The sequence below is a fragment of the Streptomyces sp. PL-25 genome, assembly GCF_058344915.1.
Window position 1 is genome coordinate 7,282,275 of record NZ_CP136997.1, and the last position, 24,403, is coordinate 7,306,677.

17 protein-coding genes are annotated in these 24,403 nt (G+C 75.0%); 8 read left to right on the top strand and 9 right to left on the bottom strand.

Annotation, left to right across the window (positions count from 1 at the left end):
- Positions 1-2: 2 nt before the first annotated feature.
- The 3 genes from pelF to R4Z62_RS32160 form a co-directional block, all read right to left on the bottom strand.
- Complete coding sequence (pelF, locus tag R4Z62_RS32150; protein WP_491521633.1) at positions 3-2,981, bottom strand: GT4 family glycosyltransferase PelF; 2,979 nt, start codon at positions 2,979-2,981, stop codon at positions 3-5.
- A gap of 85 nt (positions 2,982-3,066) precedes the next feature.
- Positions 3,067-5,214, bottom strand: a complete 2,148-nt coding sequence (locus R4Z62_RS32155) for a hypothetical protein (protein ID WP_491521634.1) — start codon at positions 5,212-5,214, stop codon at positions 3,067-3,069.
- Positions 5,215-5,600: 386 nt separating this feature from the next.
- Positions 5,601-6,125 (bottom strand): hypothetical protein, encoded by a 525-nt coding sequence (locus R4Z62_RS32160; protein WP_491521635.1) that lies wholly within the window; start codon positions 6,123-6,125, stop codon positions 5,601-5,603.
- Between the two features lie 432 nt (positions 6,126-6,557).
- Between R4Z62_RS32160 and R4Z62_RS32165 the strand changes: the two genes are divergently transcribed.
- On the top strand, positions 6,558-7,343 hold the full coding sequence (locus R4Z62_RS32165) for a polysaccharide lyase family 7 protein (RefSeq protein ID WP_491521636.1): 786 nt from the start codon (positions 6,558-6,560) through the stop codon (positions 7,341-7,343).
- Positions 7,344-7,790: 447 nt separating this feature from the next.
- A complete protein-coding gene (locus tag R4Z62_RS32170) occupies positions 7,791-10,463 on the top strand; it encodes a M4 family metallopeptidase (protein ID WP_491521637.1) in 2,673 nt (890 codons plus the stop codon).
- A gap of 60 nt (positions 10,464-10,523) precedes the next feature.
- On the opposite strand, the gene R4Z62_RS32175 is transcribed toward R4Z62_RS32170, so the two are convergent.
- From R4Z62_RS32175 to R4Z62_RS32185, 3 genes are all read right to left on the bottom strand, one after another.
- Positions 10,524-12,548, bottom strand: a complete 2,025-nt coding sequence (locus tag R4Z62_RS32175; protein WP_491521638.1) for a phosphocholine-specific phospholipase C — start codon at positions 12,546-12,548, stop codon at positions 10,524-10,526.
- 151 nt (positions 12,549-12,699) lie between these two features.
- Entirely contained in the window at positions 12,700-13,497 is a 798-nt protein-coding gene (locus tag R4Z62_RS32180) for a S1 family peptidase (protein ID WP_382848938.1), read from the bottom strand.
- A gap of 220 nt (positions 13,498-13,717) precedes the next feature.
- Positions 13,718-14,962 (bottom strand): aminotransferase class V-fold PLP-dependent enzyme, encoded by a 1,245-nt coding sequence (locus tag R4Z62_RS32185; RefSeq protein ID WP_491521639.1) that lies wholly within the window; start codon positions 14,960-14,962, stop codon positions 13,718-13,720.
- 392 nt (positions 14,963-15,354) lie between these two features.
- Here R4Z62_RS32185 and R4Z62_RS32190 point away from each other — a divergent pair, with 392 nt between their 5' ends.
- The 3 genes from R4Z62_RS32190 to R4Z62_RS32200 all read left to right on the top strand — a co-directional run bounded on the left by R4Z62_RS32190 (position 15,355) and on the right by R4Z62_RS32200 (position 17,579).
- Positions 15,355-16,557 (top strand): cytochrome P450, encoded by a 1,203-nt coding sequence (locus tag R4Z62_RS32190; protein WP_491521640.1) that lies wholly within the window; start codon positions 15,355-15,357, stop codon positions 16,555-16,557.
- Positions 16,554-16,838: a ferredoxin gene (locus R4Z62_RS32195; RefSeq protein ID WP_382848946.1), complete on the top strand. Its 285-nt coding sequence runs from the start codon at positions 16,554-16,556 to the stop codon at positions 16,836-16,838. The genes R4Z62_RS32190 and R4Z62_RS32195 overlap by 4 nt, the downstream gene beginning before the upstream one ends.
- Before the next feature lie 135 nt (positions 16,839-16,973).
- Positions 16,974-17,579 carry a TetR/AcrR family transcriptional regulator gene (locus tag R4Z62_RS32200; protein ID WP_237305494.1) on the top strand — a complete coding sequence of 202 codons (606 nt, stop codon included), beginning with the start codon at positions 16,974-16,976 and terminating at the stop codon, positions 17,577-17,579.
- A 22-nt stretch (positions 17,580-17,601) separates the two neighbouring features.
- On the opposite strand, the gene R4Z62_RS32205 is transcribed toward R4Z62_RS32200, so the two are convergent.
- Genes R4Z62_RS32205 through R4Z62_RS32215 form a run of 3 tightly spaced genes read right to left on the bottom strand, consistent with a single transcriptional unit; the run spans position 17,602 to position 21,154 of the window.
- The gene (locus tag R4Z62_RS32205) at positions 17,602-19,095 is read right to left on the bottom strand and encodes a glycosyltransferase family 2 protein (protein WP_491521641.1); all 1,494 of its coding nucleotides are present in this window, start codon (positions 19,093-19,095) and stop codon (positions 17,602-17,604) included.
- A complete protein-coding gene (locus R4Z62_RS32210; protein WP_064536913.1) occupies positions 19,092-19,910 on the bottom strand; it encodes a glycosyltransferase family 2 protein in 819 nt (272 codons plus the stop codon). The genes R4Z62_RS32205 and R4Z62_RS32210 overlap by 4 nt, the downstream gene beginning before the upstream one ends.
- Positions 19,911-19,951: 41 nt before the next feature.
- Positions 19,952-21,154 carry a glycosyltransferase family A protein gene (locus R4Z62_RS32215; protein ID WP_491521642.1) on the bottom strand — a complete coding sequence of 401 codons (1,203 nt, stop codon included), beginning with the start codon at positions 21,152-21,154 and terminating at the stop codon, positions 19,952-19,954.
- Between the two features lie 570 nt (positions 21,155-21,724).
- On the opposite strand from R4Z62_RS32215, the gene R4Z62_RS32220 reads away from it, so the two are divergent.
- The 3 genes from R4Z62_RS32220 to R4Z62_RS32230 all read left to right on the top strand — a co-directional run bounded on the left by R4Z62_RS32220 (position 21,725) and on the right by R4Z62_RS32230 (position 24,365).
- Positions 21,725-22,396, top strand: a complete 672-nt coding sequence (locus tag R4Z62_RS32220; protein ID WP_491521643.1) for an ABC transporter ATP-binding protein — start codon at positions 21,725-21,727, stop codon at positions 22,394-22,396.
- The gene (locus R4Z62_RS32225; RefSeq protein ID WP_491521644.1) at positions 22,393-23,073 is read left to right on the top strand and encodes a hypothetical protein; all 681 of its coding nucleotides are present in this window, start codon (positions 22,393-22,395) and stop codon (positions 23,071-23,073) included. The genes R4Z62_RS32220 and R4Z62_RS32225 overlap by 4 nt, the downstream gene beginning before the upstream one ends.
- A 242-nt stretch (positions 23,074-23,315) precedes the next feature.
- The gene (locus R4Z62_RS32230; RefSeq protein WP_064536917.1) at positions 23,316-24,365 is read left to right on the top strand and encodes a hypothetical protein; all 1,050 of its coding nucleotides are present in this window, start codon (positions 23,316-23,318) and stop codon (positions 24,363-24,365) included.
- Positions 24,366-24,403 lie beyond the last annotated feature (38 nt).

The window sequence follows — 24,403 nt, forward strand, 5'->3', positions numbered from 1 at the left end:
GGTCACAGATGCGGGGCCGGACGGCCCAGCAGACACAGCGCGCACACGGCGAGACACAGTGCGGCGCCGCCGCAGCACAGCGGGAGCGCCTCGGCCCCGGGCGGCAGCCGCAGCACGGTGACCGCGCCGGCGCCGCCCGCGGCCGGCAGGCAGACGGCGGCCGCCGGCCAGGCCGCACCGAACGCCTGGAGCAGCAGCGCCGTCCACAACGCGGCGGCCAGCGGCAGCAGTTCGGCGGGCGGGGCACCGGTCAGCGGCGCCGCGGGCAGCAGCGGCAGCAGATAGGCCAGCAGGCAGCAGCCGAGCACCCCGGCCGAGCGCAGCAGGAAGCCGGCGGGTGTGGTGGCCCGGCGCAGCGCCGCGACCGACCAGCCGCGGTAGCGGTACAGCAGCCACTCCGCCGGGCCCATGCTCACGGTCAGCACGATCACGGCGTACGGGTGCAGCCGCCCCTCCAGCAGTACCAGGACCGCCGCCGACAGACCGAACAGGCCGTACGGCAGGGAGGTCACCGGGCGGGGGCGCGTTCCGCCGGTCCCGGCGGGCGCCGAGCAGACCTCGTGCAGGGCGCGGGCGGTCGCGGCGAGCGTGGCCAGCAGCGCCAGCAGCACCAGCCCCGCCCGCACCGCAGGGCCCGGCTCCCACCACGGCAGCAGTGCCGCCCCGGCGATCAGCGGGGAGAGCGCGGCCAGCAGCCACCGCTCGCGGGCGAGCACCAGCAGGACGCCCGCCGCCGCCAGGTACGCCGACTGCGCCGCCGCCACCCAGAGCACCGCCTTGCCGCCGGCCGCGAGAGCGGCGGCGGCCGTGGCCAGCAGCGCGCCCGGCGGGGCCCCGGCGAGCAGGGTGCGTCCGGCCTCCCGGCGGCCCGCGGTCATCCGCAGATGGGCGCGGTGTCCCAGTGCCTGGCCCCAGGCCCAGGAGACGACACCCGCCACCACCAGCGGGGAGGTGGAACCGCCGGAGGACCACAGGGGCGCGGTGAGGAGATAGGCCAGGCCGGGCAGCGCGAACAGGACACCGCGCAGCAGGCAGCGCACATGGTCGGGGCGCCAGGGGTCGGGCGCCGGGGCGGGTTCGGGGAAGCTGCGGGGGACCCGTTCGTAGAGCGCGGCGGCCAGCGAGAACAGGTCCGGATGGCCGTAGCGGTCCCGGATGACGTCGGCGGACAGCCCTTCGGCCTCCAGCAGCGCGGCCACCTCGTAGGGGTGGACCGCGGGGCCCACGCGGTCGGACAGGTCGGCGGCGAGGGCGCTGACCGCGCTCTCGTCCGGCGCGAGCCGGGGCAGCCGCTGGGCGAGGGTGCGGTCGTCGCCGCGCCGGGCGCGGACCCTGCTGGTCCCGGCCAGGCGCAGGGCCAGCGTGTCCTGTTCGGCGCCGCCGGGTTCCAGCGCCATGGGGCCGCTCACAGGGCCACGCTCCCGGCGCCCGCGGCGGGGGGAGCGGGTGGGCAGCGGGTGCGCGCCCGCAACGGCGCCGCACCGTGATCCGGTCCGCTCCCGCGCCGCCGCTGCCGTTGTTGTCGCCGTCGCCGTCCCGGAGGAGGCCGACAGCTCCAGGTAGATGGAGCGGAACGTCTCGATGGTGCGGCGCAGGGTGAACTGCTCGATCACCCGCAGCCGGGCCGCCTCGCCCATCGCCGCGCGGCGCCCGGCATCGCCCAGCAGCCGCAGCGCGGCGGCGGCCATCGCGGCCGGGTCGCGCGGCGGTACGACCAGACCGGCGTCGCCCACCGCCTCCCGTACGCCGCCCACATCGGTGGAGACGGTCGCCCGGCCGCACGACATGGCCTCGATCAGGGTGAACGGGAAGCCCTCGCTGATGCTGGAGAGCATCACCACGTTCCCGGCGGCGTAGGCGTCCTTGATGTCGTCCACGCGCCCCTCGAACCGGACGGCGTCGCCCTGGCCGAGTTCGGCGGCCAGCGCCTCGCAGCGCTCCCGGTACGCCTCGCCGCCGCGCGGTGTGCCGCCGAACAACCGCAGTCTGGCCTCGGGCAGTTCGGCCCGGACCAGGGCGAAGGCGCGGATGAGGGTCTCCAGGTCCTTGATCGGGTCGACGCGGCCCGCCCAGCTGAGCGTGGGCACCTCCGGCTCGGGTCCGGCCGGCGGGAAGGCGGCCGGGTCGACGCCGTTGTAGACCGTGCGGATCGCCTCCGGGTCGGCGCCGCCCTCCTCCTCCCACAGCCGGTTGTAGCGGTTGCCCGGGGTGATCAGCGCGGCCCTGCGGTAGGTCTCCTCGGCCAGCAGCCGGAAGAAGCCGAGGACGACCGCCTTGACCGGCCAGCGGTAGGGCGCCGTGCGGTAGCCGAGGAAACGTTCGCGCAGATAGACGCCGTGCTCGGTCAGCAGCAGCGGCACACCGTGCTGTTCGAGCGCGGCGAGGCCCGGCAGGACGGCCACCCCGCCGCTGACCGCGTGCGCGACCCCGGTGTGCGGCGGCGGCGCGGCCAGCGGACGCAGCGCGTGTTCGAGCAGCCCGGTGGCGGTCAGCGCGTCGTGCAGGGTGGGCCGGGCCTCCCGGACCGCCAGTCCGGGCCGGTTCCACACGGCGCTCAGCACGGAGACCGCGCGGTCGCCGCGCAGGAACGGGCCGAGGGTGCCCGCGGCGGCGGCCCGTGCCAGGGCGTGCAGCGCGGGCGCGAAGCCGTCCTCGGCGCCCGGGTCGAGCAGTGCGGTGAGGAACCGCTCGTAGTCGGCGGTGAGTTGCCGCCGCGCACGGCCGCGGGGCGGCCGTCCGCCGGGCGGGCTGCCCCACATCGGGACCGACAGCACGCTGCCGACGTGCGGGGGCAGTTCCCACACCAGCGGCTCGCGGCCGGTGCCGGTCACGGCGAGGACGTCGAAGGCCAGATCGGGCATGCCGGTGACGAGCTGGTCGCACCAGACGCTGACACCGCCGTGACTGTGCGGGTAGGTGCCTTCGGTGAGCAGGGTGACGCGCGCGGGGGCGGAGTCGCGTGCGCCGTGGTGAACGTGCATCGAGGTGTGCTCCACGGCCGAGGTGTGGGGTGGCAGTGCCGGTCCCGGCCGCTGGGTCGCGGCCGGGACCGTTTCGGTGCGCCGTTCAGTGCGCTGTGGTGGGCGCGCTCCTGGCTGTCACGCCCGCGGGGATCCGGGCGTGCGGGGCGGGTGCGGTGACCGGTCCGGTCACGGTGGTGCCGGGTGCGGCCGGGGACGCGGGGGCGGCCGGGGCCGAGGCGGGCAGGGAGTAGGCGAGCGGCTGCCCCGCCGAGGCGGTCCAGCCGGAGCGGGCGCCCGCGTAGGCGGTGCCGAAGTCCTCTCCGGCCAGGGTGGTTCCGGCGGGCAGGGTGGCGGTCACGTCGACCCCGTCGGGGGCGGACACGGTGACCGTGTCGCCGATCCGGTACGCGGTGACCTGTCCGGCGCGCAGGGCCGACTGCCAGGCGCTGCGGCGCTGCATCTCGGCGCCGATGTCCGCCATCCGCAGGTTCACCAGCGGGGTGTCGTCGGCGAACAGCGCGCGGTAGCCGTCGAGCACGCCGTCCAGGACCGGGTAGGCGATGCGTTCCTCGGCGAGGTTGGACTGGTGGACGAAGTGCGGCCTGGGGTCGTTGGCGAGGACGTGGCCGAGGGCGATGCGGGTCTCCAGCGGCACGATGTGGTCCGCGTAGCCGGTGGCGGTGTCCAGCGGGGCCGGCAGGCAGGTGGTGGTGGCCGGGTTGTCCTCGCAGATGCCGCTGCCGCCCTGGGCGCGGCTGGTGTAGAGCCAGTTGTACTCGTCGACCTGTTCGCCGGCCCGGCCCGCGTTGTAGAAGACGTTCATCGGGTAGCGCGAGACGGTGGTGGCGGTGCCGACCCGGCGCTGCTCGGGGTCACGAGAGTTGTCCGAGGCGAGCCAGGTGACGCCGTTGTCGGCGAGGGCGGGCGCCAGGCCGGGATTGTCGTCGGGCTGCTGCGGCAGCACCCGCAGGCCCGAGTGCTCGCCGGTGACCAGCTCCGTGTTGTCCAGCGGCAGCCCGGCTTTCTGCCCCCAGGCCCGGTTGACGGAGATCTCGTCGGAGATGTCCTGCCGGCTGACCCACTCGGTGGCGCCGTCCTGGTCGGTCTCGCACGTCCAGGGGACCACCGAGACATCCTGTTTGCAGCCGAGGAAGGCGTGCGTGTAGGTGTGGTTGACCCAGCGGAAGCGGTCGCGGTCGGCGATCAGCCTGTCGGCCAGCGGGTCGGCGCCGTTGTGGTCGGCGCGCTCGTCGTCGCTGCCCACCGCGTTGTAGACCAGGTCGAAGGTGAAGCCGTGGCTCTGCTCCCAGGAGGTGGCGTAGTCGACGTCCGCCGGGGTCATGCGGATCGGGTCGGGCGTGCCCTGGCCGATGGGGCAGTCGACATCGCCGGGCGTGCAGTTGAGCTGGGTGTCCCAGCGGTCGTCGGCGGCGAAGACGTCGTCGACGTGCACGGCGAAGTAGTTGCGCGAGGCGCCCAGGTGCACACCGCCGGTCATCCACTCCACGATGCCGCGGGCCAGCAGCCGGAACTGCTGCTGGTACTGGTTGTAGACGAAGGTCACCACCAGTTCGCGCCGCCCGTCGTGGCGGTACTCGCCCACCAGCGAGCCGCGCCGCCCCGACTGCCCGGGGATCGGGGCGTCCACGTACGGCGTGAAGTCGGCGCCGGCCGCGGGCTGGGAGAGATAGGCGTAACTCTCGGCAACGGTGGGGGAGTTGTCCTCGAAGGGCACGGCTCCGGACAGATAGCCGAAGGGCCCCGCCTTGCCTGCGGCCGTCACCTGGGCCTCGACCCCGTCGACACTGCCGGAGTAGCCGCCGGCGGTCGGCAGCTGGAGCCCGGCCTGGGGGCGGGCGTAGGTGTAGGCGTCGACCTGCGGGACGCCGTAGGTCTTCTCGTAGGCGGCGAGCGCGGCCATCTCGGGCGAGTTCGCCGGGAACGGGTTGTCGTCGGGCAGGACGACGGCCTGGAATCTGGCCCGCGGCCGGCCGTCCACCGTGTCCGCGAGGAAGGCCGCGTCGATCACGGGTCTCCCGGCCTGGGTCAGGTCGATCTCCGTGTACGGCGTGCCGGCCGCGTCGAGTTCGGCGGCTATCGCGCCGGTGGACGGGCCGCCGTCGCTCACGATCAGGGTCCGCAGGTCGACGCGGGGCGCGGTGCCGTCGGCGTGGGCGGCCCCTGCGGGCAGTCCCAGCGCGGCGACGAGCGCGCCGACCGTGAGCGCGGTCGTGCGTATGGTCCGCTTCATGCGGTGAGGTCCTCTCCCCCCGGCAGGGGCGGCGCGGCTCTTGTGGAGCGGGCGCGGCCCCTCGCGTGACGCCGGTGCCCCCCTCGGACACCGGCCGTCGACGCATCCGTCGCGTCATATGGTGAAGGGTTTGTGTGCCTGATGGAGCCGTGTGCCGGGTCCTGACGGAAAATCGGCAGGGACTCGCCGGTCGGGCCGCGGTCCGCGCGCGGCCGCCGCGGGCGCCGCGGCCGGTCCGGACGCGCGGCGCCCGGACCGGCCGGGTCCCAGGTGGCGGGCGGCGCCCGGACCGGCGGCCGGGTCAGGCCCGCCGGTCCGCGCGCCGCGCATCCGGGTCGCGGCGCCCGCTTCGCCCCGGGCCGAAATCCGGTCCCCGCGGCGGGGCGTCAGGCGCAGTTCACCCGTGTCTCGGGCGTGTAGACGGGCCCGCCGCTGCTGTTGGTGCTGTCGCTGAACTCGGCGTAGTAGTACGAGTAGAAGCCGATGTCGCCGTTGCAGCCCGAGTCCGCGGCGACCTGGAGGGTGAGGGTGACGGTGCGGCTCTGACCCGGCGGGACGGTGGCGCCGTAGTTGCCGCCCAGGTCGGCCGGTCCGGTGCCGGAACAGGGCGTGCTGCCGGTGGCCGTGGCGAGGCTGCACCCGGTGAAGCTGTACTTGAGGTCCGGGCGCTGGGTGGTCAGCCAGGTGGGGTCGATCGTCTGATGGACGAAGAGGACGTCGTACGTCTTGTTGTTGGTCAGCGTCATGGACAACTGGACCGTGCCACCGGGCGTGGTGGAGGCGGTGTCGGTGGCGAACGTCAGGGAGGCCGGCGCGGGATCGGCGCTCGCGCTGGGGGCGAGGCCGAAGACGGCGAGGGCGAGACCGAGGACCGTGGCGAGGCCGAAGCGGCGCATCAGAGGTGATCGCATGGCCCGGGAGGCTAGGCACGCGGCGGGCGCCACGTCTGCCCCCGGCCGGGCGCCCGGAACGCCCGCTGGCCGAAGGTGCATGATCGGTGAAGGACTCGTGGGGGATATGTGCGTGCACCCCTCACGGATTGAATACGCACCGTACCGGCCCGGTGACGCGAGGTCGGAAGGGGTGGGGCGGCGCCGGAGCCCCGGTGTCCGCCCCGGCGCACTTTGGCCTGTACCAAGTGCCTTCCGCGCGGCGCGCACAGCGCACGGAACGCGGGACCGGGCGTCCGGGCGCCGGGGGGCCTTCGTGCCGCACGCCTTGACGGGCCGGGCGCGGGCCCTTAGGTTCCCGGAGCACCGGAAGTCCACGTACACGGTCAACGTTCAGCCCGCTGAACTCCACGACCATGACTCCCCGTCTCCCCCCACCCGGCAGGAACCCCCATGACGTCATCCCAGCGTTCCCGGACCATCGCCGCCACGACCGTCGCGGCGCTCACCGCCGTCCTGTCCGTCCTCGGCACGGGCGGTGCGGACGCCGCCGATCCCAAGGTCGCGCCCGGCGGCAACTTCGACCTGTCCACCTGGCAGCTCCAGGAGCCGGTCGGCTCACCCGGCTCCCCGACCACCATCTCCTCCGCGCGCCTGAAGGGGCGCGACGGCTACCAGGACGCGTACTTCTACACCGACACCCGCGACGGCGCGATGACGTTCTGGGCCTCCGAGAAGGGCGTCACCACGCCCAACTCCCACTACGCCCGCTCCGAACTGCGCGAGATGAACCGGGGCGGCGGCGCCGCCGACTGGCCGCTGCGCGGCACCCACCGGCTGAGCGCCACCCTGCGCGTGGTCTCCGTGACGTCCAACGTGTGCGTGGGACAGATCCACCTCGGCAGCGGCGGCAGTTCCACCAAGCCGCTGGTGGAGCTGTACTACCGGGCGGGCGGCGACATCGTCCTCGGCACCGAGGACTCCCCCTCGGGCGGCCAGACCCTCCACCCGGTCGGACACGTCCCCACCGGCAAGACCTGGCGCTACACCATCGCCGTCACCGGCGGCGACACCATCGACCTGACCGTGAACGACAGCACCACGCACTACGCCGTCCCGTCCTCGTTCCAGCAGTACAAGCAGTACTTCAAGGCCGGTTCCTACAACCAGTCCTCCTCCGACAGCACCACGAAGGGCGCCCGGGTCGCCTTCTACGGACTCACCGTCAGCCACAGCTGACCCGGTGCGCCGAGAACCGGTCGAAAGCCGGGGCACCGGCCCCGCCGGACAGCTCCCCGCCCGCACCCGCGCAGCAGCAGCTCACCGGGCCCGCCCCCGAGCCCCGGCCGGACCCGGCGGCCCCGTCCGGAAGTCGCCGCCGCCGGACGCCGCCCGTTGATGCCGCGCCCCTCCGGCCGCTTCGATGGCGCCTTGCCGGACGGCGCTCGGCCGACGGCACCGCCGACGAGGGGGGTTGGGGAGACCGTGCGTCACCCTGGGAGAAGAACCGGCCGCGCAGCCGGAGGAAGAACACGGCCCGGCGGCCCGTGGACGAGTGCGGCGGCACTGCTCGGTGCCGCCGCACTCGTCGTCTCGCTGGCCCCGGCCGCCGCGGCGGCGACCGGAGCCGCCGGACCGCCGGGCCCGGCAGAAACCGCCGGACGGGCCACGGCGACACCCGCCCTGGTGAGCGGCATCCGCGAGCCGGCACCTGCCGAGGACAGCGCGGCGGACGCCGCCCGCGCCTACCTGGACCAGCGGCGGGACCGCTACCGGATCCCCGACGCCCGGCACGACCTGGTGCCCGGCGGGACGGTCGGCGCCCACGGCGAGGAGACCGTCCGGCTGCGGCAGCGCCACCGGGGCGTCCCCGTCCTGGGCGGCGAGTACGTCGTCCGGATGGAGAACCACGACGGCCGCCGCACCGTCACCGGCACCTCGGGGAAGTACTTCACGGGGCTGACCACCGGCACCACCGACGGCATCGGCTCCGCGCTCGCCGTGGAGCGGGCCGTGGACGCGGTCCTCGGCGACCTCGACGACCACCACTTCGCCGGACGGCCCGCAGCGGCGCCCGGCACCGACCCGGCGGACCTGCTGCACGGCACCGACCACGGCCTGGTCGTCCTGCCCGCCGGCCCCGGCGTCCTGACCCGGCACATCACCGTGCGCGGCACCGGTCCGGCGGACGGCGCGCCCGTGGTGCGCGAGGTCTACATCGACGCCCGCGCCGGCTACCCCGTCCTCCAGTACAGCGGCGTCCAGACCTTCGGCGCCGCCCGCCCGGCCGCCCGCGCGGCTGCCCGTCCGGTGCCGCGCACCCCGGCCGCCCGGCCGCTCGCCGCCGCCGAGAAGGGCACCGGCGTCCGGCTCGACGGGACCGAGGTCCCCCTCGACATCGAGCACGACGAGACCGAGGGCACCTATGTGCTGCGCGACAGCACCCGCATCCCCCAGGACGACTACCACTACGGCGTCCTGTCCACCTGGGACGCCCGCGGCAGGGAAGTCGCCGACACGAGCGGCACCTGGCCCGACGGCATCAGGGAGTTCAGCTCCCCGGTGCCCGCGTTCGGCGCCGACGCCACCGCCTCGGGCGCCGTGGACGCGCACTGGGCCGCCGGCCGGGTCTACGACTACTTCCGCGCCGAGCACGGCCGCGACAGCCTCGACGGCCACGGCATGACCGTCAACTCCCTGGTGGGGGTGACCGGTTCCTACGGAACGCCGTACGCCAACGCCTTCTGGGACGGCCAGAAGATGGTCTACGGCGGCGGTGACGAGGAGTACCTGCCGTTCTCCGCCGCCCTGGACGTCGTCGGGCACGAGATGACCCACGGCGTGATCGCGCACACCGCGAACCTCATGTACGCGGGCCAGTCCGGCGCGCTGAACGAGGCCATCGCCGACTACTTCGGCAACACCATCGAGGCGTCCGTGTACGGCATCCCCGCCGACGACCCGGACTCCGGGCTCCTGGGCGAACGGCTCTGCCGGACCAAGGGCCCCCGCGCGTGCGCGACCCGCGACCTCGACGACGGCCGCACCACCACCGGCTCGTTCGTCGGCGTGGACTTCCTCAACGACAACGGCGGCGTCCACCTCAACTCGACCATCTTCGGCGGCGCCCTGTGGGACGCCCGCAGGGAGCTGGGCGCCGCCGCCACCGACCGGATCGTCTACCGGGCGCTCACCCGATACCTCACCCCGCTCGACGGGTTCACCGAGGGACGCGCGGCCGTGCTCGCCGCCGCCAAGGACCTCGGCACCGGCGCGGCGCGACTGAAGAAGCTCAAGGGCGCCTTCATCGCCCACGGCATCGTGCCCGGCTGGGAACTCGCCCTCGGCAACGACAGCCAGGTGCTGCTCGGCGGGATCAACACGTCCGGCACCGAGCTGGGCGCGGGCGGCGGCTGGTGGGCGGCGTCCAGGTCCAACGAGGACGGCTCGGAACCGTACTCGGTGTGGGCGGGCCGCGCCGACGGCAAGGGGCAGCCCAGGCTGATGAGCCCCAACGACGGCCGCTACCACACCAGGCCCGCCACCGACGGCAGGACGGTGGTGTGGCAGGCGCACGGACCCGGCGGCGTCGACATCCTCGCCCGCTCGCTCTCCGGCGGCCCGGTCCGCACCCTGTGGCACGGCCGCAGCGTGGGCGGCGCCACGGGCGTCGACGGCGACGTGGTGGCCTTCGACTACTACACCTACGGCGGCCGCAGCGGCATCGTCTACCTCAGCCTCAAGGACCCGCAGGACGAACACGCCGTCGGCGGCGGCACCTACCACCGCGCGCACGGGTCCTCGGTGAGCCACGGCAAGGTCGCCTACCAGGACATGAGCCGGGTGGGACTGGCCGCCACCTACGCCTGGACCACCCGCGTAGCGGACGTGGCGACCGGCGAGGACCGGGCGGTCCAGCGGTACGACGGCTCCACGTCCCTCGGCCCCACGGCCCTCAACGGCACCCATGTCTTCTGGCTGCTCGACGAAGGCCTGGACGCGAACGCGACGACGCTGCGCCGTGCCGCCCTCGACGGCTCCGACGTGGCCGACCTCAGTCCGGGCAGCGGCCCGGACGCCCTGAACGCCTACGACCTGGCGGTCTCCGAGGACGCCGCGGTCGTCGGCACCTACCTTCCCGACACCGTGATCCGCAACGAATCCACCCCCAAGCTCTACCAGTTCGCCGCGAACGGCACCCCGGGCGCGCCCGGCACCCGGCTGGGACGGGTGTCCTGCAACCGGGGCGCGCAGACCGGGGCCTCCGCCCCGGGTGGCAGTCAGGTGATCTGGCTGGACTCGACGACCGGGAGGACCGACGTGGTGACCCGGGCCGGGCCCACGGGCCGCTGCGGCTGAGACGGCCCGCGCCGTGGCCGGCGGTGCGGTCCGTCCCCGGGGACGGACCGCACTCCCGCGTCACCCGCTGACGCTCGGGGCGCCCGTCTCCAGATGACCGGTGAAGCGCCGCGACCACGCCGCGTCGGAGTCGACGGTGACCGTGAAGTCGTACCAGCCGTTCTGGAACGCCACCGCGTTGAAGAAGTCCTCCGCGGTGGCCCCGGCGGCGACCCGGTAGCGCCAGGGGCCGTCGCCGCGGTAGTGGTCGGAGGTGATGGTGAACGTCACCGGCGCGGAACCGGAGTTGGTCATCGCGAACCAGATGGCGAGCTTGCCGGTGCCGGGCTCGACCGCGTACCGCGTGCGGACCTCGGCCTGCCGGCCCGCCGTCATCGCGTTGCCCCGGAAGCGCCGCTGGAAGCGGTTGGGGCCCAGCATGACGATGTCGTACTTCCCGTCGCCGTAGGCGGGCCCGATGTTGAAGAAGTCGGAGGCGGTGCCGCCCGCGCCGACCGTGTACTGCCAGGGTGTGGACTCCCGGTAGGCCACCGGCTGGAGGGAGAAGTGCGCCGCCCGGGTGGCGGGCGCGCCCTGGTTGGCCATGACGCACCAGGCGTAGATCTGGCCGTTCGCCAGATACTCGAACCGGTCCAGGTACCCGTTGGGCTGGTACGGCAGCGCGCGGGCCGGGCGGGTGCCGGGCTCCTGCGCGGGCCGGGCGTTGGTGGTCGGCACCGGGTTGGGCAGCGGGCCGCAGGTGGCGTAGCCGATGACGCTCGTGGCGGGCAGCGAGACCGGCCCGGTGACCGGGTGGGCGAAGTCGAAGACGCCGGTCAGGTCCCCGCAGACGGTGCGCCGCCAGTCGCTGATGTTCGGGCACTTGGCGGGCGTGCCGAGCGCGGCCGTCCAGGTCTCCAGGAACCGCAGCACCGAGGTGTGGTCGAAGACCTCCGACGACACCCAGCCGCCCCGGGTCCAGGGCGAGACGACGATCATCGGCACCCGGAAGCCGAGCCCGTAGGGCACCCCGTTCAGGAACTCACCGGGGGTCCCGGCGGGCGGCGACGGCGGCGGCACATGGTCGAAGAAGCCGTCGTTCTCGTCGTAGTTGAGGAACAGCACGGTGGAGTCGAAGACATCAGGATCGGCGGCCAGCGCCTGGTGGACGAGGTGGACGAAGTGCGCCCCGTCGCCCGGCGTGGAGTACGGGTGCTCGGAGAACGCCTGGTTGGGCACCACCCACGAGACCTGCGGCAAGGTGCCGGCGAGCACGTCGGCCTTGATGGCGGCGGCGATGTCGTCCGGGGTGGAGCCGGTGACCCGTGGCACGGACGACATGCCCCGCACATGCAGCGGATCGGTGGCCGGGGCGTCGGTGAACTTCTTGAAGTAGGCGCAGCCGTTGTCGCCGTAGTTGTCCTGCGCGTTTTGGTAGACCTTCCAGCTCACCCCGGCCGCCTGGAGCGCCTCGGCGTAGTTCTGCCAGGTCAGCCCCGTCTCGTCGCCGCCGTCGTAGCTGGCGGCGTCGACCTTGCCGCTCCACAGGTAGGTGCGGTTGGGGCCGGTGGCGCTGAGGGCGGAGCTGAAGTAGGCGTCGCAGACCGTGTACGCGTCGGCGAGCGCGTAGTGGAAGGGGATGTCGGTGCGGTCCAGATAGCCGAGCGAGCGCACATTGCCCACGCCCGCCACCCAGTTGTCCATGCGGCCCTTGTTCCACGCCGCGTGCTGCGAGGTCCACGAGTGCGGCAGGTCGCCGCTGCACTGGGCCAGCGTCTCCCCGTCCTTGCCGCCCGCCGCGGGGGTGGCGCTGAGCTTCCACGGGTACTGGCGGCCGGTGCCGCCTGGCTGCTCGAAGACCGAGCGGTCGCCGGGCAGCGGCACTCCGCTGCGGTCGTCGAAGCCGCGCACCCCTTTCAGCCGCCCGAAGTAGTGGTCGAAGCTGCGGTTCTCCTGCATGAGGATCACCACGTGCCGTACGTCCTTGACGGTGCCGGTCGCCGCCCGCCCGGCCGCGTACGCCGGGCGCTGGCCGGCGCCGAGCGCCACGCCCGCCGCCACGGTCGCGCCGAACCCCACGAAGCCCCTACGGCTGATCGGTCTCATTCGCCCCGCCTTCGTCACCGGAGTGCCCCTGCGGCACACCGCGCGCAAGCGTGCCCCTGCGCGCGGTGAAACGCCAGAGCGCGTAAGGGAGTTGGGGGGGCGGACCCCTCGAAGGGGGGCGAGGGGACCACCCGGCTCGGGACGTCCTGGGTCAGGCGGTCTTCAGTCCGAGCCCGGCCGCGACCGAGTCGGTGCGGACGAAGACCGACACCGGGTACTGGCCGTCGCAGTACTTGTTGCCCGCCGACACGATGCCCACCACCTTGCCGCCGCTGACCAGCGGACCGCCGGAGTCGCCCGGACACACGCTGTCGGCGGTGCCGCGCCGGGGCGTCCCGCACAGCATCGCCCCGGGGTCGGTGTCCTCGTCGGTGTAGGGGCGGCAGCCGGTGAGCGGGGAGAGGACCAGCTGCGTCTGCTTCAGCCGGGTCGCCGAGACGCCGGGGCCGGTGCGCCCCCAGCCCAGCACGAGCGCCTTCCTGCCGGAGGCGACCAGCGCGGCGTCGCGCGGCCCGGCCACCGGGATCGGCCGGTAGGGCATCGCCCGGTCCAGCGTGAGCACGGCCGCGTCGTGGGCGAGGCCGGGGGAGGTGTAGTGCGCGTCCATCCGCGCGGACTTCACCCGCCGTACGGTGCCGTCGGTGCCGTTCACCTGCGTCCGGCCGCCGATCACGCGCAGCGCGGAGAGCTTCCCGGCGTCCTGGACGCAGTGCCCGGCGGTGAGCACCTTGGTCGGTGCCACCAGGGTGCCGCCGCAGAACTGCTGTCCGTTCAGCTCGATGAGCATGGTGTACGGCTGGTCCGCGGCCTTGGCCGGACCGCCGCCCCTGACCGCGGCGGCCTGGCCCGCACCGGCCAGCAGCGTGCCCGCCGCCAGGAGCGCGGTGACGGCCGCCGCGCCGCGTACGCCCGCGGAGCTGCCCGGGAACCTGAAGGAACGGAAACGCATGACGGGATCCCCCTGAACCGATCGCCCGACCTGGCGGTCCGTGCGGACCGGCGGACGGCCCCCACGGCCGCCGCTTCGCGATCGACCGGGAAGACGGGCCGCGCGCGGCCCGGGTTGCACGGCCGGCGCCCCGGATCGATCTTTTTCCGCCGGGGCCGCCCGTCCCTGTGACCAGGCGCGCCCCGCGTCCGGCGCCGGGCGGCCCGTGCGGCAGGGCCGGTCAGCTCCGTGCCGGGGCCCGCCGCGCCCATGCGCACACCACCGGCACACAGGACTCGGCGAAGCGGTCGTAGTCGGCCGGTGTGTTGTAGACGTGCGCCGACACCCGCAGGTATCCGATGCCGTCGAAGCTGGTGAAGGCCGTCTCCGCGCCCAGTTCGGCGGGGGCCCGGTCGCGCAGCGCGTCCGCCGCGAGCCGGCTGGTGCCCAGCGGCTCGGGCAGCCTGACCAGGCGCATGCCGGGCACGGGCATGCCGACGTCGGCGCTCGGCACCCCGGCCGCGGATCCGGCGAACGCGGCGCCGATCACCCGGGCGCCGTACTCCGCCAGTTCGTCCATGTAGCGGCGGGCCGCCGCCCAGCCCCAGGTGTGCTCGACGAAGTCCAGCGCGACGGGCGCGGCGAGCGGTCCGGTGGCGTCCAGGGTGCCCTGCTGGTCGAAGCGGTCCGGGAACGGCTCGTGCGCGGCCCAGGAGTCGATCAGCGGGTGGAGGCGGTCGCGCAGCGGACCGCGGGCGACCAGCGCCGCCGTACCGCGGGGCGCGCAGCCCCACTTGTGGAGGTTGCCGACCCAGGCGTCGCAGACCAGCCCGTCCAGCGGGGCGGCGAGCAGGCCGGGCGCGTGCGCGCCGTCCACGAGCAGCGTCACGCCCCGCCGGGCCAGCTCCGCCCCGATCCGCTCCACCGGCATCCCGCGCGCCGTCGCGGAGGTGATCTGGTCCAGCACCACGAGCGCGACCCCGTCGTCGGCCTCGGCCGTGACCGCCTCGTACGCCTGGTCGGCACCGGCGGCCAGCGGCACCCGGGCGGTGCGCACCCGGCGGCCCCAGCGGCGGGCGAGGCGTTCGGCGCCCATGGTGACGGCGCCGTAGCCGTGGTCGGTGACGACGACGTCCCCGCCGGGGCGCTCGGCCAGGGCCGCGTAGACGACGCTGGCGCCCGCGCTGGCGTTCGGCACCAGCGCGAGGTCCGCGGCGTCGGTGCGCAGATGGCCGGCGATCGCGCCCCGGGCGGCGGCGATCCGTCCGGGCAGGCGCGGGAACCACACGACGGGCGCCCGCTCCATCTCGGCCCGCAGCGCGCTCTGCCGCTCCTGCGCGACGAGCGGGACCGCGCCGAAGGAGCCGTGGTTGAGGTGCAGCAGGGCCGGGTCGAGGGACCAGGCAGCGGCGGCGGGCCGGCCGTCGTCCAGGAGCAGGGGGGCCGGCGCGGTGGCGGTCTCGGCCCTGGTCTCGGTCTCGGTCACGTCGCTCCCGCTTCCCCGGCGCCCGCGACGGTCCTCGGGACACGCCGCGGACGGGCCGCCCGGCCGCCTGTTCTCGTTCGATCGGATCCGCACACCCTACGTGCCGAAGGCGCGCCCGCCGCCGTCGGTCTCCGGACACCGCGGCGGCCCACCGGTCCGGATACGGCCAACCAAGATGCGTCCGAAAGCAATATTGCATCCGTCTGCACGATTGCCTACGGTCGAACAAGGACGAAATGTGATGCTCCGGGCGGCCGCGGGGCGGACAGGGCGCCCCGCCCGGACCGCGTACGACCAGGCACGACAGGACGCGTACAACGGGCGGGACCACCGCCCCCGCGCCCGTGCGGAGAGCCCTTGCAGATGGTTTCCCCCACGAGAGGCGGCACCTCATGGCCATCAGCGATCCTCACCCGTTCCCCTTCCAGGAGACCGACGAACTGCTCATCGAGCCGCGCTTCGAGGAACTGCGCGAGAGCGAGCCGCTGTGCCCGGTGCGCCTGGCCCACGGCGAGCCCGCCTGGCTGGTGACCCGGTACGAGGACGTGAAGACCGTCCTGGGCGACGCCCGGTTCAGCCGGGCCGAGGCGACGGCCCGGGACGAGCCCAGGACGCGCTACCACCGCGGTCTGCCCGGCAACATCCTGGCGTTCGACCCGCCCGAGCACACCCGGCTGCGGCGGGTGGTCGCCAAGGCGTTCACCGCGCGCCGCGTCGAGGCGCTGCGGGCACGGGCCCAGACGATCTCCGACGGGCTCGTCGACGCGATGACCGGACGCGGCGCGCCCGCCGACCTGGTGGCCGACTTCGCGCTCCCGCTGCCCGTCACGGTCATCTGCGAACTGCTCGGCGTGCCCGTCGAGGACCGCACCCGGTTCCGCCTCTGGTCGGACGCCCTGCTGTCGACCACGCGCTTCACCCCCGAAGAGGTCGAGCGCTACGCCGACGAGCTGTCCGACTACATGGCCGCGCTGGTCGCCGAGCGGCGCAAGGAGCCCAGCGACGACCTGCTCGGCGTGATGGTGGCGGCGCGGGACGAGCAGGACCGGCTCTCCGAGGAGGAGCTGGTCGCCATGGGCGTCAGCGTCCTGGTCGCCGGGCACGAGACCACCGCCAGCCAGATCCCCAACTTCGTGTACACGCTGTTCGAGCACCCCGCCGAGCTGGCCCGGCTCCGCGCCGACCTGAACCTCGTGCCGCAGGCCGTGGAGGAGCTGATGCGGTTCGTGCCCCTGGGCAGCGGCGGTGTCGCCCGCTACGCCCTGGAGGACGTCGAGCTGAGCGGCGGCGTGGTGCGCGCGGGCGAACCGGTCGTCGCCTCCAACGCGTCCGCCAACCGCGACACCGCCGTCTACAGCTGTCCCGAGCGGCTCGACCTCACCCGCCAGGAGGCGTCGCACGTCGGCTTCGGCCACGGCCCCCACCACTGCCTGGGCGCCCAACTGGCGCGTATGGAGCTACAGGTGGCCCTGCGCACCCTGCTGGGACGGCTGCCCGGCCTGCGCCCGGCCGGCACCGGCGAGGACTTCGTGTGGAAGACGGGCGCCGGGGTGAAGGGCCTGCAGAAGATGCTCGTGACCTGGGACCCGTCATGACCGCCCGGGACGGCCTGCGGGAGCGCGGCGCACCGGCACCGGCCCCGGGACCGGACGAGGAGGCATGGCGGGTGCGGGTCGACGAGAAGGCGTGCATGGCCACCGGCATCTGCGCGGGCGTCGCACCCGGGCGCTTCCGGATCCGCGACGGCGCCTCGCGCCCGGAGGCGGAGATCACCGCGCCCGCGCCGGAACTGGTCGACGCGGCCGAGTCCTGCCCCATGGAGGCGATCCTCGTGACCGATCGCGACTCCGGTGCCCGGATCGCTCCGGAGGAGTAGCGGGCGGGAGCGCCGTGCGGCGCGGCGGCGGGCGGCACCGCCGGCCGCCGCGCCGCGCGGGTCCCGCCCGCCGGACCGCACCGGTGGCGCCCGGCGCCCGGCCGCCCGCGCCGCCGCTGCGACTACGCTACGGCCATGAGCGGCGAGACGAGGGCGTCCCACCGGGAGCGCAGCAAGGCGAGACGGCGGGAGGCCATCAGGCGCTCGGGCATGCGCCTGTTCGCCGAGCAGGGCTACGACGGCACGACCATCGCCGACATCGCCGAGGCGGCCGACGTCGCACCCCGGACGGTCTCCCTGTACTTCCCCTCCAAGCACGACATCGCCCTGTCCGTGCCCGACGAGGTCGCGGCCCGGCTCACCACCGTCTTCAAGGACCGGCCCGACTCCGGGTTCCTCGACGTCGTCGACACCTGGCTGCTGGGCGAGGCCGACGCCCTGGACCCGGAACTCGTCACGCTGCTCACCGCGATGTACGAGGCCAACCCGGCGCTCCGGGCGCACGGCAGCAGCCAGATCACCGAGGCCGTACGCATCACGGGCCCCGCGCTGACCGCCGCCACCGGGCTGCCCGCCGACCACCCGATGAACGCGGTCGTCGGCGCCGCCGTGGGCGCCGCCCTCAGCCAGTACTTCGCGACCATCCTCCAGAGCGAGGACGACGGCGGCACGCACCGCCAGTTCATGGCCTGTCTGCGCGCCCTGATCGACACGGCCCGGCAGGGCGCCCCCGGCACCTGAGCAGCCGGGCCCGCCCCCGCGCTCACAGATAGGCGACCCCCTGCTCCACACTGCCCGCCAGGAAGCCGGCGAGCCGGGCGCCGTAGCGGACCCAGCGGCGGCGCAGGGCGGGGGAGCGGGCGAGGTCGGGGGAGTGCAGCAGCAGCCAGGACCAGTTCATCAGGACCGTGGCGCCGTCGCGGCGCCGGAACCCGGCGTGCCGGTAGGCGTCGTACAGACGTGCGCCGGAGCGGCCGTAGTTCCACTTCTGCCGGGCCAGGGAGGACAGTTCGGCGCGCAGCCGGTAGTGCATCCGGGCGTCGGGGGCGTAGCCGAGCCGGTGGTGGGACAACCGGACCCGCCACGACAGGTCCATGTCCTCGCCGCCGCCCACATAGTTCTCGTCCCAGCCGCCGACGGCGTCCAGCACCTCTTTCCACGCCGCGCAGTTGGCGCCGCGCGCGAAGGGCAGGAAGTCGGTCTGCGCGGTCATCGGCAGCGGCTGCTCGTCGGCGTGGGCGGGGCTGAGCAGGGCGGTGTCCAGGCTGCCGCCGATCAGCGCGGCGTCCGGCGCCGCCGCGGCCAGCGCCGCGAGCCAGCCCTCGGCGGCCACGTCGTCGGCGTCGCAGAAGGCGATCAGATCGCCGCGCGCCTCGGCGGTCCCGCGGTTGCGGGCGTAGCTCTCGCCCGCCCGGTCGCGGGCGTCCACGATCCGCAGCGCGGGCAGCACCGCACGCGCGGCGCGGGCCACCTCGCGGGTGCCGTCCGCCGAGCCGTTGTCGACGACGAGGACCTCCCAGGGCCCCTGGTACGTCTGGCGGCCGAGGGCGTCCAGTTGGGCGGGCAGCGTGAGCGCGCCGTCGCGCACCGGGAGCACGACCGAGACCAGTTCGGGGCGGCGGCCCGGCCGGGGCGGCTCGCTGTCCCCTTCGACGGCGCGCGAGCCCAGGGAGGCGGCGCGCAGGACGTCGGCGCGCGCGGCACGGGCCGCCGCGCCGGTGGCCGCGCCCTCGCCGGTGCGGCGGCGCACCAGCAGCCGGGGCACGGTGACCCTGGCGTACCGGCCGCCGCCGCGCACCGGTCCGTCCGGCTCGCCGAGCAGGTCGCGGCGCACCGCGTAGGCGACGTCGGCCCGGCCGGGCACCTCCGGCGGCAGCGTGATGCCGTCGATCAGACCGCTCTCCCGCAGCCGCAGCACACCGCACTCGATCAGGGCCGCGTCCTCGGCCGCCGCCCGCGCCAACTGCTCCAGCCAGCCCGGCAGCACCTCGTCCCGGCCCTGGAGGAACGCCACGTACGGTGTGCGCGCCGCGCGGGCCGCCGCCGTACAGGCGTCGCCCGCCGCACCGGGGGCCGCGCGGACCGGGCGCACCTCGCCCTTTCCCGGCTCCGGGCCGCCCCCGGTGACCAGGACGACCGCGGCGGGCGGCGGCGACTGCCGGGCCACGGACCGCAGGGCGGGCTCGGCGTCGCCCTCGGGCGCCGCCACGACCACGGTGAAGTCCGCCGCGCTCACGGTGCTCGTCCGCGTGCTCATCCGGCCGGTGCCACCGGGTGCAGGGTGAACTCGACGTCGTTGGGCGGGGCGACCAGCAGCGGCAGCAGTTCCTCGCGGGTGCGGGCGGCGCGGCGGCGGGCCTCCTGCGCGTTCATGGCCTCGGTGTAGGCCCGGCGCCGCGCGGAGCCGAACCCGGTGTCCGGCGCCTGGGTCAGGGAGTCGGGCCAGATCCGGTAGCGGTACAGGACACGGCGCACGCTGCGCAGCCGGAACAGCCGGGCCGCCCGGAGATGGAAGTCGGTGTCGGCGCCCAGCCGCACGGTGCCGTCGAAGCCGCCGAGCCGTTCGAGCACCTCGCGGCGCACCACGCTGGAGGGGTGCAGCAGGACGGTCGAGCGGCCCAGCCGCAGCCACAGGTTGCCGTTGCGGGGCATCCGGCGCCGCCCCGAGCCGTGCCCCTCGGCGTCGATGTACTCGTAGGCGCAGCCGACCAGATCGGCCCGGTCCCGTTCCAGCAGGGCCAGTTGGTGGCGCAGCCGGTCCGGCATGCTGATGTCGTCGGCGTCCTGGAAGGCCACGTAGGGGGTGTCCACCCGGCGCAGCACCTCGTTCTTCAGGCGCAGATGCCCGACGTTGCGGGAGGCGCGCAGGACGTGGAGGCGGGGGTCGCCGGTGTACGGGCGCAGCGCCTCGGTCCAGCTCTCGCCGGGCGTGCAGTCGTCGACCACGACCAGCCGCAGATCGGGCCGGTCCTGGCCGAGGACCGAGGCGACGGCGGCGCCCAGATAGGCCGCGCAGTCGTAGTGCGGCAGGATGACGGTCACCGCCGGATCCCCCTGTGCCGTTGCCCGCACCGCAGTCTCCTTCCCGGGCCGCGCCGCGCGGCCGTCCTGTGTCAGTGCCCGGCCGCCGGTACGGCCCCGGGCCGCCCCTCGGCCGCCGGGCTGCGGAAGTCGCCGTCGTCGCCCCACGGCACGTGCCGCAGCGGGCGGCCCAGGGCGCCGCGGACGGCCAGGCTCGCGGCGACCGAGCAGAACCAGGCCGCCTGCACCGCCTTGGCGGCCCACCGCTTCGCGCCCCGCACCCGTCCGCCGGAGCCGTCCCAGGGCGCCAGCGGCCACAGGCCGTGGAAGAGGACCTCGGTGAGGTAGACGCGGGCGGCGGGCCACGGGTGGTCGGCCGTGCAGGTCACATGGCTGTACAGGGAGCGGCGCAGCCGCCGCAGCGTGTCGTGGGCGCGGCCCACCCGGTAGAAGGAGCCCCGCGCCTCGGGCAGCACCTCCAGGTCGTGCCACGGATCGGGCGCGGCCGGGTCCAGGAGGGCGAAGAGCACATGGCCGTCGTCCGCGAGCCGGCGGGCCGGGATGCCCCCGGCCAGGACGCCGGCGGCCACGAGCATGCAGGCCGCCGCCGGATACGGTGCGGGCGGCGCCGTCACCCGGGAGACGCGGTCCATGGTGAGGGCGGCGGCCGAGGCGCGCGGCAGGGCGGACAGGTGCGCGCCGACGGCGCCGGTGGCGCCGCGCTCCAGGAAGCGGTCGACGAGCCGGACCAGACACCCCGGCGCCAGCCGTACGTCGTCGTCGGTCCACAGCCAGCCCGTGTGCCCCAGCGGCCGGGCCAGCCGCAGCGCCGCGTTGACGGTGCGGATCTTCCCGGGACCGGGCAGCGCGAAGCCGACCACGTCCGGCGGGGCGGGTGCGGCCGCGCCCGCCCGCACGGCCCCGGTCTCGTCCCCGGCCCCGGGGCCGGTCAGCGCGCGCAACCGGCGCACCGCCTCGGCCAGTTCTCCCGGGCCGTACTGCATCCCGAGCCAGAGCGTCAGCGGCAGCTCCGGGCGGGCCGCGCGGACTTCGGCGAGCGCGGTCAGCAAGTGCCGCAGCGCCGTGCGCTGTTCGGCCGGGCCGCAGCGGGCGACATAGGTGGGCAGCAGCACCCCGAGCCCGCCGGCGGGCAGCGCGGCCGGCGCCTCGGGACCGGGCAGCACCCGGCCGCCGCGCACCAGCGCCACCGGCCCGTCGGGCGCGGGCACGGGATCGAATCCGCGGGCCACCGCACGCTGCCACCACAGGCGGCCGTCCTCGATGCCCCCAGGCATACCCGTCCCTTCGCCGGACCCACGTCCCGCCGGGCGAGAAGGAGTGGATTTCACGACCGCCGCACCACGCGGGGAATACGGCGGATTTCGCCGGGGCGACGGGCGTACGCTAACCAGCGCCGCCGACTGATCACAAGAGCGGGTGTCCCGCGCACTCCGGCGGGAGGTGCTCTGGCCGAAATAGCCGTGGTGCGGTTGTGTGCGTCCGGTGAATTCGCCGGACAGCCGCCGGAACACCCGGCGGACCCCTGGCCGAATTCCATGGGACGGCCGACGGAAATGCAGGGAACGGATCAAGAGAACGACCGAAAAAGGCCCGGATGATTTTTACCCGGGGCACGCGATACGGGGGACGAAGAAGTGGCGCGTGGGTACGGCGGAGGCCGCGGCGGCGGACCTGTTCGCCCGGTTCCGGCGCCCCCTGCGGCGGGCCGGTGGGGCCGGGTGCGGCACACTGGCCGTCCGGCATCCGGCGGCCCGGTCCCGGCCGGCCGCGGGCCCCGCAACCACCAGCACACAGGCCCGAGTTCCGCGCCACGCGCCGCGGGCGACGGCAGGAGGGTGACATCCATGGAGTACGCACCGAGCGCCGCACAGCGGTTGGAGGGCGCGTCCGGCGACGCCGGACGCGACGTCCTGCTGCACGCGCGCGGCATCGTGAAGCGCTACGGCCGCCGCAGCGTCCTGGACGGCGTCGATCTGGCGGTCCGGGCCGGCGAGGTCGCGGCGGTCGTCGGCAGCAACGGGGCGGGCAAGTCCACGCTGCTGAAGATCTGCGCCGGACTCGTCCGTCCGGACAAGGGACGGGTCACCGTCGCGGGACGGCTCGGCTACTGCCCGCAGGACGCCGGTGTCATGGACTTCCTCACACCGCGCGAGCACTTCACCCTCTTCGGCGCGGGCGCCGCGATGAGCCGCCCCGACGCCGACCGGCGCGGCCGCGAACTCGCCGCCCGGCTGGACTGGCCGGTGGCCCGCACCACCCTCGCCAAGGACCTCTCCGGCGGCACCCGGCAGAAACTCAACGTCGTCCTGTCCGCGCTCGCCGACCCCGAGGTCCTGCTGCTCGACGAGCCCTACCAGGGCTTCGACCGCGGCTCCTACGTCGACTTCTGGCAGAACGTGTGGCGCTGGCGCGAGGAGGGCCGGGCGGTCGTCGTCGTCACCCACCTGCTCCACCAGCTCGACCAGGTCGACCACGTCCTGGACCTCACCCCCGCGACCCGGGGGGCCCGCCGGTGATCCGCACCCTGCGCATGGCCGAGATGACGCTGCGCGAACTGCTGCGCCGCCGCGGCGTCCTGGGGCTGCTCCTGCTGGTGCCGCTGGTGTTCTACCTCGGCCGGCACGACCAGGCCGGGCAGGCCATCCGGTTCGCCAGCCTCGGCGTCGGCTTCGCCGTCAGCACCGCCGCCCTGTTCTCGGCGGTGACCGGCCGTCAGCTCGCCCCCCGCCTCGCCCTGTCCGGCTTCCGGCCCCGCCACCTCTTCCTGGGCCGCACCCTCGCGCTGACCGTCGCCGGACTGCTCGTCTCCGCGCTGTACGCCGTCGTCGTGACCACCGACCAGCACGTGGCGCACCCGCAGGCCGTGGCCGCCGAACTGGCCCTGACCACCATGGTCGCGGTCCCGCTCGGACTGCTGCTCGGCCTGGCCGTGCCCCGGGACCTGGAAGGGACCCTGCTGCTGATCTGCGTCATCGGCGCCCAGATGGTGATCGACCCGGCCAACAGCTCAGCGAAGGCGCTGCCCTTCTGGTCCACCCGGGAGATCATCACCTACGCCGTGGACGGCGCGGCCGACGGCTCCCTCACCTCCGGAACCGTGCACGCCCTCGTCGTGGCGGCGCTGCTCGCGGTGGCGAGCGGCACGGTGATGTCCGTACGACTGCGCAGGCGCGCCCACATGCAATTCGTGTGAAGACCCCGCGCGCGGTGTTCACCTCGGCGGTGCCGGGCCGGTACGCTCCCGGCCCGGCACCGCCGGTGCGTTTCCGCCCGGGAAAATCCGGCCCTACCTCGACCAAACGAACGCGTGTAGGATCGGGAAATCCTCCGGCCGCCGCCGCATGAGCGCGCGCCGGCTCGGTGGCCCGGCTCGTCGCCTCTCCGCGGAAAGGAGAGTACGTGAACGGCGCTCAGCGATTACCTCTCGATGAACCGGTGCGGCAGGCCCTGTCGGCGGCCACCGAATTCCTCCGGTCGGCCCGCGACGAGAACGGCTGGTGGAACGACTACGAAGTCCGCGGCCCCGGACAATTCTGGGCCACCGCCTTCGTCGGCGCCTCACTGGCGGAATTGCCCGAAGGACCCGCACGCGAGGCGGCGGCCGGGGCGTGGCGGCTGCTGCGCGGCTCCCGCGGCCCCTCGGACGGCTGGGGCTACTGCCCGAAGGTGCCCGGCGACGCCGACATCACCTCCTGGGTCCTGCGCCTGGCCGAGGCGCTCGGCGAGGACGACGACCCCCGCGCCGCTGAGGGGTACCGCTTCGTGGCCGCCCACCGCCAGCCCGACGACGGCGTCTCCAGCTATCTGCCCGAGATCGCCCAGCCCTTCCTGGAACGCGTGGCGCCCCGCTGGGACGCCTGGTACGCGAGCCACCCCTGTGTGACCGCCGCGGCCGCCGGACTGCGCGGACTGCCGGTGCGCGAACGGCTCCTGGACCGGCTCCGCCGCATCCAGCGCCCCGACGGCGCCTGGCCCGCCTACTGGTGGCCCGACCGCGAGTACCCCACGGCCCTGGCCGCCGAGGCGCTCACCGCCGGCCGGCCCCGGCCGCCCAGCCCCTACGCACGCCACGCCGCCCGCTGGGCCGCGCGGCGCATCGGCCCGGACGGCGCCGTGCGCACCGCGCAGGAACCCCGGGGCTCCGCCTTCGCCACCGCCTTCGCGCTGCGCGCCGTCACCGCCGGGGCCGGGGCCGCGACGGCGGAGGCCGGACACCGGGCGGTGGAGTACCTGACGGCGAGCCAGAGAGCGGACGGCAGTTGGCGGCCCTCCGCCTGGTGCCGGGTCCCCGGCCCCACCGAACGCGACCCCGACGCACGCGAGCGCTGGGAGCGCGGCCGCCGCGGCAAGGCCGCCCTCGGCTCCCTGGTCCTGGACAACAACGCGCTCTACACCACCGCGTCCGTCGTCGCCGCACTGGCCAGAGCCGGTGCCGCCGTCGCCCCGCCGGCCCCGCGGCGGCCGGACCACGCGCCCCGCGCGTGACGGCGCCGGGCGCACCCGGCGACCGGACCCACGACCGG